This window comes from Georgenia sp. Marseille-Q6866 (genome assembly GCF_965111665.1).
In genome coordinates, this window is sequence record NZ_CBCOOR010000003.1 from 159,101 (window position 1) to 175,311 (window position 16,211).

Below are 16,211 nucleotides of genomic sequence, written 5' to 3' on the forward strand. Positions count from 1 at the left end.
CCCTGACAGTCACCGCTACGACAGGAGTGACGATGAGCGACCGCCACGACCCCGAGCACCCCGCCAAGCCGGACTCCCCCACCGACATCAAGAAGCCGTCGTGGACCTACGTGCTGCGCAAGACGATCCGTGAGTTCAGCCGTGACGAGTGCACGGTGCTCGCGGCGGCGCTCACCTACTACGCGGTGCTGTCCCTGTTCCCCGCGCTCATCGCGCTCGCCTCGATCCTCTCCCTCGTGGGACAGGGTGAGCAGGGCGCGAGCCAGATCACCACGCTGGTCGAGGACACCCTCCCCGAGGACACGGCCAAGCAGCTCGAGCCCATCATCGAGAACATCACGAACGTCGGGGCGCCGGGCATCGGCCTCGTCATCGGTCTCCTCGTCGCGCTGTGGACCGCCTCGAACTACGTCACCGGTTTCGCCAAGGCGATGAACCGCATCTACGAGGTCCCCGAGGGCCGCCCGGTGTGGAAGCTGCGTCCCTGGACCTACCTCCTCACCCTCGTCCTGCTTCTCCTCGTCGCGCTCGCGATCGTCATCCTCGTCGTCAGCGGTCCCGTCGCCCAGACCGTCGGCGACCTCATCGGCCTCGGCTCCACCGCCGTCACGGTGTGGAGCATCGCCAAGTGGCCGGTCCTGCTCGCCATCGTCATCGTCATCATCGCGCTGCTCTACTACGGCGCCCCCAACGTCAAGCAGCCCAAGCTCAAGTGGATCAGCGTCGGCGCGGTCATCGCCATCGTCGTCGCCGCGCTCGCCACGGTCGGCCTCGGCTTCTACGTCGCCAACTTCGGCAGCTACAACGAGACCTACGGCGCCCTCGCCGGCGTCATCGTCTTCCTCCTGTGGCTGTACATCATGAACCTCGCCCTGCTCTTCGGTGCGGAGTTCGACGCCGAGCTCGAGCGCGGCCGCCAGCTGCAGGCCGGCATCGAGGCCGAGGAGAAGATCCAGCTCCCGGCGCGCGACACCAAGGCCGCGGAGAAGAAGGCCGAGCAGCGGAACGAGGACATCGACCGCGGCCGCGCCCTGCGTGAGTCGCACGGGCGTACCCAGGACGAGGACGCCGCCTCCTCCGGTGGCCGCCACTCGCGCAGCGACAGCTGACCACGGCCGGGTGGGCTCGCCGGAGGGCTCCGGCGGGCCCGTCCGGCCGTCTACGCTAGGACGGTGAGCGACGAGCGCGACTGGGCGCAGCAGCGGCGGGAGGCCGCGGCCGTCCACGCCGACATGCTCGAGCAGCGTCAGCGCGCCGAGCACGAGCGCGCCGCCCGGCTGCTCCGCGAGTTCGCCGCTGTCGCCCGCGACCGGCTCCCGGCCGAGCCGCTGCGGGTCCGTGGCTACGGCGGCCGCGGCGCGGCCCGCAGCGCACTCACCGGCTGGTACCTGCGCACCGACCGCTCCGCCGGGCTGAGCACCGACGGCGACTTCTACGTCCTCACCGCCCCGCTCGGTCTGCGCGAGCGGCTGCGCGGCGTCGACCTGCAGCCCACCCCGCCGCCCATGGTCCTCGGGGCCGGCGGCCGGGACGGGGAGTCCATCGACCTGCCCGACGCGCTCGAACGCCTGCTCCCCGGCTGGCGCACGCCCGGCTGAGCCGGGCGGCCCCTCAGGCCACGGAGGCGTGCAGCCGCCGCAGCGCCTGCGCGACGGCGGCCGGGTCCTCGACGGCGCTCATGTGCCCGGCCCGCGGGACGACGACGAGCTCGGACTCCCCGCCCAGGGCCCGTGCCATCACCTCCGCGGCCTCCTGGGTGCTCGTGAGGTCCTCCGCGCCGCGCAGCACGAGACCGGGCACCTCCAGGTCCTCGAGCGCGCTCAGGCGGGCGGGCCGGGCGGCCATCGCCCGCTGCGCCCACGCGATCCCGGCCGGCGTCCCCTGCGCCGCCCACCCGCGCACGCGGTCGACGACCTCCGGTCGCTCGACCCGGGTCGTCTCCCCCAGCACGACCTCGACCATCCCGGCCACCGCGTCGGCGCCGCTGCGTCCGGCCTCCTCGGCCATGCGCAGCCGGTTGGCGCGGGCATCGTCGCCGTCGGCGTCGGCCCGCGTGTCGAGGAGACCGACGGCGGCGAGCAGCCCGCGGTGCCGCTCCGCGATCGCGAGCGTGACGTAGCCGCCCATCGACAGGCCGGCGACGACGGCGCGGTCGACGCCCTCGCCGCGCAGGGTCGCGGCGACGGCGTCCGCGTAGGTCTCCAGCGACGGGCCGGGCTCCCGGGAGACCGCCGCGGCGAGGTCGTCGGGAGCCGGGGAGGCGCCGAAGCCGGGCGCGTCGAGGGTGAGGACGGGGACGTCGGCCAGCTGCGCGACGACGTCGTCCCACATGCGCGCGTCCAGCGGGAAGCCGTGGAGCAGGACGAGGGGCAGGCCGCTCGCCGGCCCGTGGCGGTGCAGGGCAAGAGGTGCGGTGCTCATCCTCCGAGGATGGCACGCCGGTGTCCCGGGCCGCACGCAGTCACGTGCGGCCCGGGACGTCCCGTCAGTCGGTGCTGACGTTCTCGTAGGCCCGCATGACGGTCGCCTGCGCGTCGGCGAGCGCCTCCTCGGGCGTCTTGTCCTCGAGCAGCGCCGCCGTCATCGCGTTGGTCAGCTCGTTGGTGATCTCCTGGCCCACCGGCGAGGCACCGAAGGACTGCCCGTACTCGACGACCTCGTAGTAGGTCTCGATCACCTGGTCGAAGGCCGCGTTGCCGGAGGGCTGCACGTGGGCCTCACGGATGGCCTGGTCGGCCTCGGGCGAGCCGGTGAACAGGCCGGTGTTGACCCCGCCCTCCTCCGCGATGGTGGCCGCCCGGGCCTCGCCCGCCGCCGTCCATGCGTCGAGGGAGGTCACCTCGACCATCCACGCGCACGCCCCGTCCGGGTTCTCCGCCCCGACCGGCACGACGAAGGCCGTGCCGCCGGCGACGGAGAAGTTCTCGCCGTTCGCGTCGCGGAAGGGCACGGCGCCGAGCTCGACCTGGTCGACGTAGGGCGACAGGACGTTGGGGTACCACTGCGCGTTGATCTGCGCGCCGACCTGGTCGGCGACGAACTGGTTCTGCTCGCCGAAGAAGTCGAAGGAGTCCGCGAAGCTCTTGTAGGGCGCGTAACCGCCCTGGGCGTCGATGATCGCCTTGACGTGCTCGATCGCGGCGACGTTGGCCGGGTCGTCGAGGGTGGGGGTGCCGTCGTCGTCGGTGAGGGAGCCGCCCATGCCGAGCACCCACAGCGGGGCCTGGCCGGTGGGCTGCGGGTCGAAGCCGAGCGTGCTCGGGTTGTTCCCGTTCGCGGCGTACATCGCCTCGACGGCGGGCAGGAGGACGTCGAGGTTCGAGGTGTCGATGGCCTCGTCCTCGACCCCGGCCGCGCTCATGACGTCCCGGTTCAGCAGCACCGCGGGGGGCTGGTAGAACTGCGGGGTCGCCCAGACCTGGTCCTGCCACCGCACGTCGTCGACGACGAAGGGGTACCAGTGCTCGTCGGGCACGACCTCGTGCGCCTCGAAGCACTGGTCGAGGGGCTGGACGAGCCCCTGCGCGGCGTAGGTGCCGACGTAGCGGCGGTCCATCTGGACGACGTCGGGCACGTCACCGCTGGCGATGCGGGTAGTGAACTTCTGGGCGTCGAAGCCCGTGGGGTCGAGCTGGATGTCCAGGTCGGTGAGGGTCTCCTCGGCGTGGTCGAGACGGGCCTGACCGACGTCGTCGGCGTTGTCGAAGGCCCACGCGTCGATGGCACCGGTGGCCTCGGCGGAGAAGGAGGTGCTCTCGCCGTCTCCCGAGCCGCCGCCGTCGTCGTCCGAGCCGCCGCAGGCCGCGAGGAGCAGGAGGGCCGGGACCATCCCTGTCGCGACGAGTGTGGAGTGACGCCTGTTCATGTCGTTCCCTTTCTCACGGTGGAGGGTGGACGGCGGGGCTCGTGAGGAGACCGCCTCACCCCTTGCGGCCGGTGGTCGCGATGCCCTCGATGAAGTACCGCTGCCCGAAGGCGAACAGGACGAGCATCGGCAGGGTGACGAGGAGCGAGGCGACCATGACGTACTGGTAGTCGCCGTGGCCGCCCGCCGTCGGGCTGTAGCGGGTCATCGCGTAGGCGATGCCCAGGGGCGCGGTGAAGTCCTCGACGCCGCCGGCGTTGAGGTAGATGAGCGCCGCCTGGAGGTTGTTCCAGCTGGCCTGGAACTCGAAGAGGAAGACGATGATGAACGAGGGGATCGACAGCGGCATGACGATCCGCCAGAAGATCCGCCAGTAGCTCGCCCCGTCCATCCGCGCCGCCTCGAAGAGCTCGCGCGGCAGGCCGAGGAGGAACTGGCGCTGGAGGAAGATGTAGAACGCCGAGCCGAAGAGGTTGAAGGCCCACAGCGGGGCCCACGTGCCCAGCAGGCCGATCTCCTTCCAGATGAGGTAGGTCGGCACCATCGTCACGGCGCCGGGCAGCATCATCGTGCCGAGCACGAGCCCGAAGAGGGCGTTGCGTCCCGGGAAGCGGAAGTGCGCGAAGCCGAAGGCGACCATCGTGCTCGAGATCGCCACGGTGGTGGCGGCGAGGAGCGCGATCGCGAGGCTGTTGAACAGCCAGCTCGTCAGCGGGAGCTGCTCCCAGACGTCGGCGTAGTTCGACCACACGAAGGTCTCGGGGATGAGCTTGTTGTCGAAGACCTGCCCGCGCGGCTTGAGGCTGGCGGCCAGCAGCCACGCGAAGGGGTACATGAAGACGAGGGCGAAGAGGATGACGAGCACCCACAGCACGACCTTGCCGGGCGTGAAGCGGAACGGGGGCTTGCGCCGTCGTCGGGTGCCGTAGCGCTCGGTGCCGGCCGCCTCGTCGGCGATGCGGTCGGTGGCGACGACCGCCTCGGGTGAGTTGAGAGCCGACATCAGCGCTGCCCCTCGTAGAAGACGAGCCGGTTGCCGACGCGCACCTGGATGACCGTGACGATCATGATGATGACGAACATGAGCCAGGCCATCGCCGAGGCGAAGCCGAAGTTGAACTGCCGGAAGGCCTGCTGGAAGAGGTAGACGGCGTAGAAGAGCGAGGCCTCCGGGGCGGCGTTGTTCTGGTCGCGCCAGAACAGGAGATAGGCCTGGTCGAAGGTCTGGAACGCGGCGATGCTCAGGACGATGACGTTGAAGAACAGCGCCGGGGAGATCATCGGGAGGGTGATCCAGAAGAACTGGCGCACCGGTCCGGCGCCGTCGATCGAGGAGACCTCGTAGAGCTCCTGGGGCACGTTCTTGAGGGCCGCGAGGAAGATGACCATCGTGCCGCTCACCGCCCACAGCGACATGAGGACGATCGAGGGCTTGACCCAGTCCGGGTCGACGAGCCACTGCGGGCCGTCGATGCCGATCGCGGCGAGGCCCTGGTTGATGGCGCCGGTGTTGCCGTTGAGGAGGAGGAAGAAGACGGCGGCGGTCGCGACGGCCGGGGTCATCTTCGGCAGGTAGTAGATCGTGCGGAAGACGCCGCTGCCCCTTCCCAGCCTGGACAGCAGGAGGGCCAGCGTGAGGGCGAAGACGATCTCGAGCGGGACGAGCATGATCGCGTAGAAGAGCGTGTTCGCCAGCGAGGTCGCCACCCGCGGGTCCTCGATGAGGTTCTCGAAGTTCCGGGTGCCCACGGGCCGCATCGCCCCGGTGGCGAGGTTGTAGTCGCTGAAGGCGATGAACAGGCTCCACACCATGGCGCCCGCGGTGAAGATGAGGAAGCCGACGATCCACGGGGAGATGAAGAGGAGGCCGGTGAGGGCCTCACGGCGGTTGTAGCGGACGTTGCGCCGGCTCTTGCGCGCCTTGCGGGCAGCGGACGGCGAGCCCCCCGCACCCAGCGTGACGGACTCAGCCACCGGAGGGTCCGCTTGTGCTCGTGCCGTCGTGCGGCGCCATCCGTCGTCCCTTCGCCCAATCGTCCCGGCACCCTTGCCAGATCGCGACACTATCGGCGCCCCACGGCTCCGGCAACAGGTGGAGAAGCGCTTCTTCGGGGGGCCGTTCACCGGGCGGTGGTGTGGGAGCCGGGCTGGGCCCGATGTCAGTGGCCCGTCGTACGCTTTGCACAAGCGTTCGACCAGGGGAGGTGCCGGTCATGACCACGACGACGACGTCGCCCACCGGCCCTGCCCCGCTCGCTGGGCAGGTGCGCGCCGGCGTGGCGGCTCTCCTGTCCGGCGCCCCCGGGACGGGCGCCGGTGGGTGGACCGGTGAGGAGCGCGAGGCGGTCGTGGCCGAGCTCGACGCGGCGATCCAGGAGCTCACCGTCTACCGGGGCCAGATCCTCCTCGCCCACCGGAACGACGGCCGCTGGGGCTCGGTGCAGGACCGGGACTTCGCCGACTACCGCTCCCGCTCCACCGGCATCGGCCGCGGCGCCGCGCTCGGGGACCTCAGGCTCGCCGAGGGGCTCGAGGCCATGCCCGCGGTCGCCGAGGCGGTGGAGCGGGGCGAGGTGACCCTCGAGCACGCCAGGGCGCTCACCCGCCTCCGCGAGAAGGCGTCCCCCGAGGTGCAGGACGCGCTGGCCGGCGGCGGCCTCGACACCCTCCTCGAGCGGGCCACCCGCCGCGGCCTCACGGCGCCCGAGCTGGGCAAGGAGGCCAGGGCCGGGGCCGCCCGGGTGGCCGCCGCGGCCGCACGGGCCGAGTTCGAGGCCGTCCGCCGCCGCCGGTCCCTCACCATGCGCAAGCACGCCGGCGGCGTCGCCGGGGAGTTCTTCCTCGACCCAGTCGCCGGTGACGAGCTCCGCATCGCGCTGGAGGCCATCACCGGCCGGCCCGCGGCCGACGACGACCGCACCCGTGAGCAGCGGATGGCCGACGCCCTGTCCACCATGGCGAGCCGGACCCTGCAGGTGGGCTCGGACCTCAACGGTGCGCAGGTGCGGCCACACCTGGCCGTGCTCGTCCCGGGGGCGACGTGGGTGGGCATCCTCGCGCGGCGCCGCACGTTCGCGACCTGCCCCGACGGGCCACGTCCGCCGTGGCCGGACGTGCCGCCCGGCCAGCTCGAGGACGGCACGGTCGTGCCCCTCGGGGAGCTGGAGCGGCTCATGTGCGACAGCGAGATGACCCGCATGGTCATGGACGCCGCGGGGGTGCCCCTGGACGTCGGCCGGACCCAGCGCACCTACAGCAAGGAGCTCCGGCGGGCGATCACCACCCGCGACCGCCACTGCATGTGGCCCGGCTGCCGGCGGCGCGCGTCCTGGTCCGAGGTCCACCACATCACCTGGTTCTCCCGCGGCGGGCGCACGAGCCTCGCCGAGGGCATCACTCTCTGCAGCTACCACCACCACCGGGTCCACGAGTTCGACGTCGTCATCACGACGCTCCCGGACGGCTTCGACTTCCACCACCGCGACGGCCGCCACATCGGCACCTCCGCCAGAGGGGACCCCGGGCCGCTCCTGCCCGACGCACCCGGCGTCGCGCCGTCGCCGGCTGCTCCACAGGCAGGTGAGGTGACCGCCGGTCCACCGGGAGGACGGTCCGCCGACGTGAGGATCACGTCGCCACCCCCGGCGGCCAAGGGCGGTGGAGCCGTGGCCACGATCCGCGGGGCACCGCCGCCTCGTCCCCTCTCCCCCGCCGTCGCCCAGCCCCTGTGGGATGCGCACCTGCCGAGCTGAGCCCGCGAGCCTGTGGGCTCAGCCGCGGCGCCAGCGGGTGGAGCGTGCCTCAGCGGCGGCCCCAGCAGGCGGTGTGCCAGTGGCGGCGCTCCTCCAGCCCCGGTCCGAGGAGCGCCTCGGTGGGCCACGCGACGACGTGGCCGATCCCGGGCGGGATGAGCTGCTGACACCCGGGGCAGCGGTAGGACTTCTCCCCGCCGCGCACCGTGCGCACGGTGTACGTCTCCCCACGCGGGCCCGTCTCGCTGCGGACGACGCCGCCGAGACGGTCGGGGTCCAGCGGGACGTGAGCGTCCCCGTAGGGGCGCTTGCGTCCCCGGCGCGCGCGGGCCATCAGCCCTCCAGCGGCGGCAGCGCCGCAGCCTCCTCCACGCCGGGCAGCCGCCCGGTGCGGATGAGCTCGCGGTACCACAGTGCCGAGTCCTTGGGGGTGCGCTGCTGGGAGTCGAGGTCGACGTGGACGATGCCGAAGCGCTTGGAGTAGCCGTAGGCCCACTCGAAGTTGTCGACGAAGGACCACGCGAGGTAGCCGCGCAGGTCCACGCCGGCCTCCCGGGCCCGCAGGGCGGCGGCGATGTGGGAGTGGAGGTAGGCCACCCGCGCGGTGTCGTGGACGCGGCCGTCCACCGGCACGTCGCCGTCGAAGGCGGCGCCGTTCTCGGTGACCATGAGCGGCTGGTCGGGGTAGGCGTTGTCGAGGGCGAGGAGGAGCTCCTCCAGGGCCTCGGGGCGGATGTTCCAGCCCATCGCCGTGTGCGGAGGGTCGACGGGGAGGAACTCGACGGTCTCCTCCGTCCCCACCCACGGCGAGGCGGTCGCCGCGCCGTGCCCGTCGGCGCGCGGGGCGCCACCCTCACCGACGTGGCGGCGCACGAGCTGGGTCGAGTAGTAGTTGATGCCGAGGACGTCCAGCCGCTGGCGCGTGACGGTGAGGTCGCCGGGGCGGACGAAGGACCAGTCGGTGACGTGGGCGGTGTCGCGCAGCAGCTGCGTGGGGTAGCTGCCGTCCATGACGGGGCCGAGGAAGACGTGGTTGCCGACGGCGTCGACCTGGGCGACGGCCTCGAGGTCCGGCCCGGACTCCGGGTCGGCCGGGTGGGTGACGTGGAGGTTGAGCGAGATCGAGACGGGGGTGTCCTCCCCGAGCTCCTCGCGGATGGCGACCGTCGCCAGGCCGTGGGCGAGGTTGAGGTGGTGCGCCGCGGCGAGGGCGGCGGCCGGCTCGGTGCGCCCCGGGGCGTGGACGCCGGAGGCGTAGCCGAGGAAGGCGGTGCACCACGGCTCGTTGAGGGTGGTCCACAGCGCGACGCGGTCACCCAGCTCGCGCGCCATGAGGCGGGCGTACTCGGCGAAGGCGTAGGCGGTATCACGGCTGGGCCAGCCGCCGGCGTCTTCCAGCTCCTGCGGCAGGTCCCAGTGGTAGAGCGTGACGACGGGCGCGATGCCCCGGGTGCGCAGCTCGTCGAGGAGCTCGCGGTAGAAGGCCACGCCCTCGGGGTTGAGCGGGCCGCGGCCGCCGGGCTGGACCCGCGGCCACGAGATCGACAGCCGGTAGGCCTGCACCCCGAGCCGGGACATGAGCGCGACGTCCTCGCGCCAGCGGTGGTAGTGGTCGACGGCGACGTCACCCGTGTCGCCACCCTGCACCCGGCCGGGAGTGTGCGAGAACGTGTCCCAGATCGACGGGCCGCGCCCGCCCTCCCGGGCCGCGCCCTCGACCTGGTAGGCGGCCGTGGCCACGCCCCAGCGGAAGTCCTCCCACATCACAGCTCCACCCCTCCCTTGACGACCCGCACCGGCCGCAGGTCCGCATCGGTCACCACGACGTCGGCCCGCCGGCCCGCCTCGAGCGCTCCCACGCCGTCGTCGCCGAGGACGGCGGCAGGGGTGGTGGCGGCCGAGTACACGGCGTCGACGAGGTCCACTCCCCCGGCGACGGTCGTGCGGACGACGTCGATGAGGTGCGCGGTGCCGCCCGCGATCGACGTGCCGCCGGTGAGGCGCGCGACGCCGTCGGCGACGGTGACGGCCAGGGAGCCGAGCTGGTAGTCACCGTCGGGCATGCCGGCGGCGGCCATCGCGTCGGTGACGAGGGCGACGTTCTCCCGGCCGGCGATCTCCATGAAGCTCCGCACGAGGAAGGGGTCCAGGTGGGTGCCATCGGCGATGAGCTCGATGACGAGGCGGCCGTCGGCGGCGGCGGCGAGGAACTCGGGGATCGGGCCGGGCTCGCGGTGGTGCATCGGGTTCATCCCGTTGCACAGGTGGGTGACCGTGGGGCGCGCGGACCGGGCCGCGGGCGCGTCGGCGAGCATCCGCCCGGCCTCGACGACGGCGGCACGCGACTGCGGGGCGGTGGCGACGGTGTGGCCGAAGGAGGGCAGCGCGCCGCCCGCGGCGAGGGCGGCGGCGACGCCGTCCTCCCCGGTGACGCCGGGGGCCTCGGGGGCGAGGGTCATCGTGACGACGTGGCCGCGGCCGAGGGCGAGGAGCTCGCGGGTCAGCGCCGCGTCCGGCTGCTGGATGGCGGCGGGGTTCTGGGCACCGCACCGGTCGGCGGAGATGAACGGGCCCTCGTAGTGGATGCCGGCGATCTCCCCCGCCTCGGCGAGCGCGACGAGGACGCCGGTGCGCTGGCGCAGGACCTCCGGAGCCGCGGTGACGAGGGAGGCGACGAGCGAGGTGGTGCCGTGGCGCAGGTGCTCGGCGACGACGACGCGCGCCGTGTCGAGGTCCTCGGCGTCCGGGAAGCTGGCCCCACCACCGCCGTGGCAGTGGAGGTCGACGAGGCCGGGCAGGACGTAGCCGTCGACGGGCGTGGCGGCGGCGACGGCCTCGCGCAGCCCGGCGGGCGCCTCTCCGGCGTCCCCGACCCAGGTGAGGCGATCGTCCTCCCACGCGACGGCGCCGTCGTCCAGGACGGCGGTGGGGGTGACGACACGTCCGCGGACCACGCGCGGGGAGGCAGTGCTCATCCCCCCATCATGCCAACCGCCGCGAGGGCGGGAGCACTCAGAAGAGGCGGGTGTCGGGGTCGTCGAGGCCGCGCATGGCGTTGTAGTCGAGGACGACGCAGCGGATGCCGCGGTCCTCGGCCAGGACGCGCGCCTGGGGCTTGATCTCCTGGGCCGCGAAGACGCCCTGGACGGGCTTGAGGTGCGGGTCGCGGTTGAGGAGCTCAAGGTAGCGGGTCAGCTGCTCCACGCCGTCGATCTCGCCGCGGCGCTTGATCTCCACCGCCACCGCTCGCTCCTGCGGGTCGCGGGCGAGGATGTCGACCGGGCCGATCGCCGTCGGGAACTCGCGGCGGACCAGGCGGTGGCCGGGGCCGAGCAGCTCGATCTGCTCGGCGAGGAGCACCTGGAGGTGGGCCTCGACGCCGTCCTTGACGAGGCCGGGGTCGACCCCGAGGTCGTAGGTGCCGTCGTGCAGCACCTCGTGGATCTTGACGACGAGCCGGTCGTCGGTCTTCGTGTTCTGGACCGTCCAGACCTCCTGGACCCCCTTCGCGGCGTCGTCGGCCTCGGGCTGTCCGACCTCGAGCCGGCACGGCGGGCTCATCCAGTTGAGCGGCTTGTAGGAGCCGCCGTCGGAGTGGACGAGCACCGAGCCGTCGGCCTTGACCATGAGGAGGCGGGTGGCCAGGGCGAGGTGGGCGTCGAGCCGGCCGGTGTAGTCCACCGAGCAGCGGGCGATGACGGTGCGCACGTGGGGTTACCTCCGGGACGACGTCGCGAGTAACAAGTCAGCTCTCGGCGCTGGGGGTGGGGCGCTGGGGGCGGGGCGGGGCGCTGGGGGTGGGGCGCTGGCGGGCTGGGGCGGTCAGGCGGCGCCGCGGTCGACGGGTGGGCTGGACTCCAGCCAGCTCGTCAGGCCCGCCAGGGCGTCGCCCTCGAGCGCGAGGTAGAAGCTGTCACCACCGACGTGGCACTCCACCTCCATCGCACCCCACGCGCTGCCGGGCAGCACGCGGCGTCCCGGCTCGATGACGAGCTCGCTGCGTCGCCACCGCGCTGCCGGGCCGGGCCGCAGGGAGAGGATCCGGTACCAGTCGATCCGCTCGACCCCGTACACAGCGACCCCGCTCGCCCAGTCCTGGGACTCGGCGGCGCGCCACGCGCAGGAGAACGAACCGACCACCCGTCCCAGCGCGCGCAGGCGCACGAGCATCCACAGCCCGACCAGCAGCGCGAGCACGGCGAGCAGGACGAGCAGCCACAGCAGCCACGTCCAGCCCACAGCGGCCGCTCCTAGTGCTCGACGGCGGCTTCGGCGTGGTCCGCGCGCCGCTCGTCCTGCTCGTCGACGACGATCATGACGTCGTCGTCGTCGCACGACACGAACCCACCGAGGATGTCCACCGACTCCGAGGCGCCCCCCGCCTGGCTGATGGTGACCTTGCCCGGCCGCAGCACGGCAAGCACCGGCTGGCGGCCGGGCAGGATGCCCAGCACGCCGTCCGCGGCGGGGACGCTGACCGAGGCCGCGTCCCCGCTCCACAGGGTCCGGTCAGGACCCACGATCTGCACCGTGAGGGCCACGGGTCAGGACTCCTTCTGGATCTTCGACCAGTTGCGCTCGAGGTCCTCGATGCCACCGATGTTGAAGAAGGCCTGCTCGGGGACCTGGTCGTACTCGCCGTCGGCGATGCGACGGAAGGCCTCGACGGTCTCGGCGACCGGCACGGTCGAGCCCTCGACACCGGTGAACTTCACCGCGGTGTAGGTGTTCTGCGAGAGGAACTGCTCGATGCGGCGGGCCCGGTTGACGGTGACCTTGTCCTCCTCGGAGAGCTCGTCGACACCGAGGATCGCGATGATGTCCTGGAGCTCCTTGTTCTTCTGGAGGATGGACTTCACGCGGATGGCGACCTCGTAGTGCTCGCGGCCCACGAACTGCGCGTCCAGGATGCGGGAGGTCGAGGTGAGCGGATCCACGGCCGGGTAGAGACCACGCGAGGCGATGTCACGCGAGAGCTCGGTCGTGGCGTCCAGGTGGGCGAAGGTCGTCGCCGGGGCCGGGTCGGTGTAGTCATCGGCGGGGACGTAGATCGCCTGCAGCGAGGTGATCGAGTGACCGCGCGTGGAGGTGATGCGCTCCTGGAGGATGCCCATCTCGTCCGCGAGGTTCGGCTGGTAGCCCACCGCGGAGGGCATGCGGCCCAGCAGCGTGGAGACCTCGGAGCCGGCCTGCGTGAAGCGGAAGATGTTGTCGATGAAGAGCAGCACCTCCTGCTGCTGGACGTCGCGGAAGTACTCCGCCATCGTCAGCGCGGAGAGGGCCACCCGCAGACGCGTGCCCGGCGGCTCGTCCATCTGGCCGAAGACCAGCGCGGTCTTGTCGAAGACGCCGGCCTCCTCCATCTCCATGATGAGGTCGTTGCCCTCACGGGTGCGCTCACCGACGCCGGCGAACACCGACACACCACCGTGGTCCTGCGCCACGCGCTGGATCATCTCCTGGATGAGGACCGTCTTGCCGACGCCCGCACCACCGAAGAGACCGATCTTGCCACCCTGGACGTACGGGGTGAGGAGGTCGATGACCTTGATGCCCGTCTCGAACATCTGGGTCTTCGACTCGAGCTGGTCGAAGCTCGGGGGCTTGCGGTGGATGGGCCAGCGCTCGGTGACCTCGAGCGTCTCGCCCTCCTTGAGGTTGAGCGGCTGACCGGTCACGTCGAACACGTGGCCCTTGGTGATGTCGCCGACGGGCACGGTGATCGGGCTGCCGGTGTCGCGCACCTGCATGCCACGGACCAGGCCGTCGGTCGGCTTGAGGGCGACCGCACGGATGAGGTTGTCACCGAGGTGCTGGTTGACCTCGAAGGTCATCTCGAGCATGCCCTCGCCCTGACCGATGGTGGACTTGTCCACCGTCGCGACGAGCGCGTTGTAGATCGAGGGGATCTCGTCGGGGGCGAACTCGACGTCGATCGTCGGTCCGGTGACCCGGGCGATGCGGCCGACGCCGGGCGCGGCCTGCTCGGTGCTGGAGTCGGTCGTCGTGGCAGTCATGTCAGTTTCCTTCGATGCGGGCGGCAGTGGACTGGGTACGCACGTTCAGCTCGCTGCCAGTGCGTCGGCTCCCGAGACGATCTCGGTGAGCTCCTGAGTGATCTCGGCCTGTCGTGCGGAGTTCGCCAGCCGCGTGTACGTGGCGATGAGGTCCTCGGCGTTCTCGACGGCGGTGTGCATGGCCCGCTGCCGGCTCGCCAGCTCGGAGGCGGCCGCCTGCAGGAGGGCGTTGTAGATGCGGCTACGCACGTAGAGCGGCAGCAGCTGGTCGAGGACGGCGTCGGGGGACGGCTCGAACTCGTACAGCGGCAGCGGTTTGGCGCCGGCCTCGGCCACACCCTCGACGACCTCGAGCGGCAGCATCCGACGCACGAAGGGCTCCTGGCTGACCATGGAGACGAACTTCGTGAAGACGATGTGCAGCTCGCTCACGCCGCCGGCGTCCGCCGGGGCGAGGAAGGCCTCGAGGAGGGTCTCGGAGATGTCGCGGGCGAGCTGGGCGTCCGGCTTGTCCGACTGTCCCTCCCAGCTCTTGACGATCCGCTGGCCCCGGAAGGTGAAGTAGCCGATGCCGCGACGCCCGACGACGTAGAGGTCGATCTCCTTGCCCGCCTCCGTGAGCCGCTCGGTGAGCTGCTCGGCGGCGCGCAGGACGCTGGCGGTGTAGGAGCCGGCCATGCCGCGGTCGGCGGCCAGGACGAGCACCGCGACCCGGTTGGTGTCCGTGCGCTCACGCAGGATCGGGTGACCGACGTGCGCGTGCGCGGCGACCGCCGACGTCGCGCGGGTGAGCGCGACGGCGTACGGGCTCGCCTTGGTCGCCTGGTCGCGGGCGCGACCGATCCGCGAGGCGGCGATGAGCTCCATCGCGCGGAACATCTTCTTCAGCGTCTGCGTGGAGCGGATCCGCTGCTTGTAGACGCGCTGCTGGGCCCCCACGCTCAGCCCCGCTTCTCGGCGACGATCTGCTCCTGCTCGGTCTCGACCAGCGGGTCGGCCTCGGGGGCGGCCGGCTCGGAGGACAGCGTGCCGTCGCCGGCGAGGAAGCCCTTGCGGAACTCCTCGATGCCGGAGCGCATCGCGTCCTCGGTCTCCTTCTCGAGCTTGCCGGTCGTCGCGAGCGTCTGGAGGACGTCGGTCGAGCGGCGGAGGTGGTCGAGCATCTCCTTCTCGAAGCGGCGGACCTGGCTGGTCTCGACGTCGTCGAGGTAGCCGTTGGTGCCGGCCCAGATGGAGGCGATCTGGTCCTCGACCGGGTAGGGCGAGTACTGGGGCTGCTTGAGCAGCTCCATGAGCTTCTCGCCGCGGGTCAGCTGCTGACGCGTGGTCGGGTCGAGGTCCGAGGCGAACATCGCGAAGGCCGCCATGGAGCGGTACTGCGCGAGGGTGATCTTCAGCGTGCCGGAGACCTTCTTCATCGCCTTGACCTGCGCGTCACCACCGACGCGGGACACCGAGATGCCGACGTCGACGGCGGGGCGCTGGTCGGAGTTGAAGAGGTCCGACTGGAGGAAGATCTGGCCGTCGGTGATCGAGATGACGTTCGTCGGGATGTAGGCCGACACGTCGTTGGCCTTCGTCTCGATGATCGGCAGACCGGTCATCGAGCCCGCGCCCAGCTCGTCGGAGAGCTTCGCACAGCGCTCGAGCAGACGGGAGTGCAGGTAGAAGACGTCACCCGGGTAGGCCTCGCGGCCCGGCGGGCGGCGCAGGAGCAGCGACACGGCGCGGTAGGCCTCGGCCTGCTTTGACAGGTCGTCGAAGACGATGAGGACGTGCTTGCCCTGGTACATCCAGTGCTGGCCGATGGCCGAGCCGGTGTAGGGGGCGATGTACTTGAAGCCGGCCGGGTCGGACGCGGGGGCCGCGACGATCGTCGTGTACTCCAGCGCGCCGGCCGCCTCGAGGCGGCCACGCACGGAGGCGATGGTCGAGCCCTTCTGGCCGATGGCGACGTAGATGCAGCGGACCTGCTTGGTCGGGTCGCCGCTGTCCCAGTTCGCCTTCTGGTTGAGGATCGTGTCGACGGCGATGGCGGTCTTGCCGGTGCCACGGTCGCCGATGATGAGCTGACGCTGGCCGCGACCGATCGGGATCATCGAGTCGATGGCCTTCATGCCCGTCTGGAGCGGCTCGTGGACGCTCTTGCGGTGCATGACGCCGGGCGCCTGGAGCTCCAGGGCGCGCATGGCCTCGGCCTCGATCGGGCCGAGCCCGTCGATCGGCTTGCCGGTCGGGTCGACGACGCGGCCCAGGAAGTTGTCACCCACGGGGGTGGAGAGCACCTCGCCCGTGCGGTGCACGGCCTGGCCCTCCTCGATCCCGGTGAACTCACCGAGGACGATGACGCCGATCTCCCGGACGTCGAGGTTGAGGGCGAGGCCCAGGGTGCCGTCCTCGAAGCGGAGCAGCTCGTTCGCCATCGTGCCGGGCAGACCCTCGACACGCGCGATGCCGTCACCGGCGACGGTGACGCGCCCGACCTCCTCCCCCACGGCCTCGGTCGGCTGGTAGGAGTCGACGAAGCTGTCCAGCGCCGCCCTGATCTCCTCGGGCTTGATCGTCAGCTCGGCCATT

The 16,211-nt window shown here is 71.8% G+C and carries 16 protein-coding genes; 3 read left to right on the forward strand and 13 right to left on the reverse strand.

The genetic code is table 11. From position 1 onward, the window contains the following. The first annotated feature begins 32 nt into the window (after positions 1 to 32). Both ACWPXV_RS04030 and ACWPXV_RS04035 read left to right on the forward strand, forming a co-directional pair. Positions 33 to 1,109 carry a YihY/virulence factor BrkB family protein gene (locus ACWPXV_RS04030; RefSeq protein ID WP_454084015.1) on the forward strand — a complete coding sequence of 359 codons (1,077 nt, stop codon included), beginning with the start codon at positions 33 to 35 and terminating at the stop codon, positions 1,107 to 1,109. A gap of 63 nt (positions 1,110 to 1,172) precedes the next feature. Further along, entirely contained in the window at positions 1,173 to 1,598 is a 426-nt protein-coding gene (locus ACWPXV_RS04035) for a hypothetical protein (protein WP_454084016.1), read from the forward strand. A 13-nt stretch (positions 1,599 to 1,611) separates the two neighbouring features. Here ACWPXV_RS04035 and ACWPXV_RS04040 read toward each other — a convergent pair whose 3' ends face one another. The 4 genes from ACWPXV_RS04040 to ACWPXV_RS04055 all read right to left on the reverse strand — a co-directional run bounded on the left by ACWPXV_RS04040 (position 1,612) and on the right by ACWPXV_RS04055 (position 5,821). Continuing rightward, the gene (locus tag ACWPXV_RS04040; protein ID WP_454084017.1) at positions 1,612 to 2,421 is read right to left on the reverse strand and encodes an alpha/beta fold hydrolase; all 810 of its coding nucleotides are present in this window, start codon (positions 2,419 to 2,421) and stop codon (positions 1,612 to 1,614) included. A 64-nt stretch (positions 2,422 to 2,485) separates the two neighbouring features. Continuing rightward, a complete protein-coding gene (locus ACWPXV_RS04045) occupies positions 2,486 to 3,865 on the reverse strand; it encodes an ABC transporter substrate-binding protein (protein ID WP_454084018.1) in 1,380 nt (459 codons plus the stop codon). 55 nt (positions 3,866 to 3,920) lie between these two features. After that, on the reverse strand, positions 3,921 to 4,868 hold the full coding sequence (locus ACWPXV_RS04050; protein WP_454084019.1) for a carbohydrate ABC transporter permease: 948 nt from the start codon (positions 4,866 to 4,868) through the stop codon (positions 3,921 to 3,923). Then, positions 4,868 to 5,821, reverse strand: a complete 954-nt coding sequence (locus ACWPXV_RS04055; RefSeq protein ID WP_454084108.1) for a carbohydrate ABC transporter permease — start codon at positions 5,819 to 5,821, stop codon at positions 4,868 to 4,870. Before ACWPXV_RS04055 ends, ACWPXV_RS04050 begins: the two co-directional genes overlap by 1 nt. Positions 5,822 to 6,078: 257 nt before the next feature. Between ACWPXV_RS04055 and ACWPXV_RS04060 the strand changes: the two genes are divergently transcribed. Then, positions 6,079 to 7,617, forward strand: coding sequence for a DUF222 domain-containing protein (locus ACWPXV_RS04060; RefSeq protein WP_454084020.1), 1,539 nt, complete (start codon positions 6,079 to 6,081; stop codon positions 7,615 to 7,617). A gap of 49 nt (positions 7,618 to 7,666) precedes the next feature. Here ACWPXV_RS04060 and ACWPXV_RS04065 read toward each other — a convergent pair whose 3' ends face one another. The 9 genes from ACWPXV_RS04065 to atpA all read right to left on the reverse strand — a co-directional run bounded on the left by ACWPXV_RS04065 (position 7,667) and on the right by atpA (position 16,210). Continuing rightward, complete coding sequence (locus ACWPXV_RS04065; RefSeq protein WP_454084021.1) at positions 7,667 to 7,951, reverse strand: hypothetical protein; 285 nt, start codon at positions 7,949 to 7,951, stop codon at positions 7,667 to 7,669. Next, positions 7,951 to 9,381, reverse strand: a complete 1,431-nt coding sequence (locus ACWPXV_RS04070) for a GH1 family beta-glucosidase (RefSeq protein WP_454084022.1) — start codon at positions 9,379 to 9,381, stop codon at positions 7,951 to 7,953. The genes ACWPXV_RS04065 and ACWPXV_RS04070 overlap by 1 nt, the downstream gene beginning before the upstream one ends. Next, positions 9,381 to 10,592 (reverse strand): N-acetylglucosamine-6-phosphate deacetylase, encoded by a 1,212-nt coding sequence (locus tag ACWPXV_RS04075; RefSeq protein ID WP_454084023.1) that lies wholly within the window; start codon positions 10,590 to 10,592, stop codon positions 9,381 to 9,383. The genes ACWPXV_RS04070 and ACWPXV_RS04075 overlap by 1 nt, the downstream gene beginning before the upstream one ends. Positions 10,593 to 10,629: 37 nt before the next feature. Next, entirely contained in the window at positions 10,630 to 11,325 is a 696-nt protein-coding gene (gene nucS / locus ACWPXV_RS04080) for an endonuclease NucS (protein WP_454084024.1), read from the reverse strand. Positions 11,326 to 11,439: 114 nt separating this feature from the next. Further along, on the reverse strand, positions 11,440 to 11,856 hold the full coding sequence (locus ACWPXV_RS04085) for a DUF2550 domain-containing protein (RefSeq protein ID WP_454084025.1): 417 nt from the start codon (positions 11,854 to 11,856) through the stop codon (positions 11,440 to 11,442). 11 nt (positions 11,857 to 11,867) lie between these two features. Next, positions 11,868 to 12,158 (reverse strand): F0F1 ATP synthase subunit epsilon, encoded by a 291-nt coding sequence (locus tag ACWPXV_RS04090; RefSeq protein ID WP_454084026.1) that lies wholly within the window; start codon positions 12,156 to 12,158, stop codon positions 11,868 to 11,870. A 3-nt stretch (positions 12,159 to 12,161) separates the two neighbouring features. Beyond that, on the reverse strand, positions 12,162 to 13,634 hold the full coding sequence (gene atpD / locus ACWPXV_RS04095; RefSeq protein WP_251303813.1) for a F0F1 ATP synthase subunit beta: 1,473 nt from the start codon (positions 13,632 to 13,634) through the stop codon (positions 12,162 to 12,164). 45 nt (positions 13,635 to 13,679) lie between these two features. Beyond that, positions 13,680 to 14,573 carry a F0F1 ATP synthase subunit gamma gene (locus ACWPXV_RS04100; RefSeq protein WP_454084027.1) on the reverse strand — a complete coding sequence of 298 codons (894 nt, stop codon included), beginning with the start codon at positions 14,571 to 14,573 and terminating at the stop codon, positions 13,680 to 13,682. A gap of 2 nt (positions 14,574 to 14,575) precedes the next feature. Beyond that, the gene (gene atpA, locus ACWPXV_RS04105; protein ID WP_454084028.1) at positions 14,576 to 16,210 is read right to left on the reverse strand and encodes a F0F1 ATP synthase subunit alpha; all 1,635 of its coding nucleotides are present in this window, start codon (positions 16,208 to 16,210) and stop codon (positions 14,576 to 14,578) included. Position 16,211: the final 1 nt, after the last annotated feature.

Coding starts and splice junctions, on each gene's coding strand:
- ACWPXV_RS04030 (WP_454084015.1), top strand. CDS start 33: ATGAGCGACCGCCACGACCCCGAGCACCCCGCCAAGCCGGACTCCCCC.
- ACWPXV_RS04040 (WP_454084017.1), bottom strand. CDS start 2,421: ATGAGCACCGCACCTCTTGCCCTGCACCGCCACGGGCCGGCGAGCGGC.
- ACWPXV_RS04045 (WP_454084018.1), bottom strand. CDS start 3,865: ATGAACAGGCGTCACTCCACACTCGTCGCGACAGGGATGGTCCCGGCC.
- ACWPXV_RS04050 (WP_454084019.1), bottom strand. CDS start 4,868: ATGTCGGCTCTCAACTCACCCGAGGCGGTCGTCGCCACCGACCGCATC.
- ACWPXV_RS04060 (WP_454084020.1), top strand. CDS start 6,079: ATGACCACGACGACGACGTCGCCCACCGGCCCTGCCCCGCTCGCTGGG.
- ACWPXV_RS04065 (WP_454084021.1), bottom strand. CDS start 7,951: ATGGCCCGCGCGCGCCGGGGACGCAAGCGCCCCTACGGGGACGCTCAC.
- ACWPXV_RS04070 (WP_454084022.1), bottom strand. CDS start 9,381: ATGTGGGAGGACTTCCGCTGGGGCGTGGCCACGGCCGCCTACCAGGTC.
- ACWPXV_RS04075 (WP_454084023.1), bottom strand. CDS start 10,592: ATGAGCACTGCCTCCCCGCGCGTGGTCCGCGGACGTGTCGTCACCCCC.
- atpD (WP_251303813.1), bottom strand. CDS start 13,634: ATGACTGCCACGACGACCGACTCCAGCACCGAGCAGGCCGCGCCCGGC.
- atpA (WP_454084028.1), bottom strand. CDS start 16,210: ATGGCCGAGCTGACGATCAAGCCCGAGGAGATCAGGGCGGCGCTGGAC.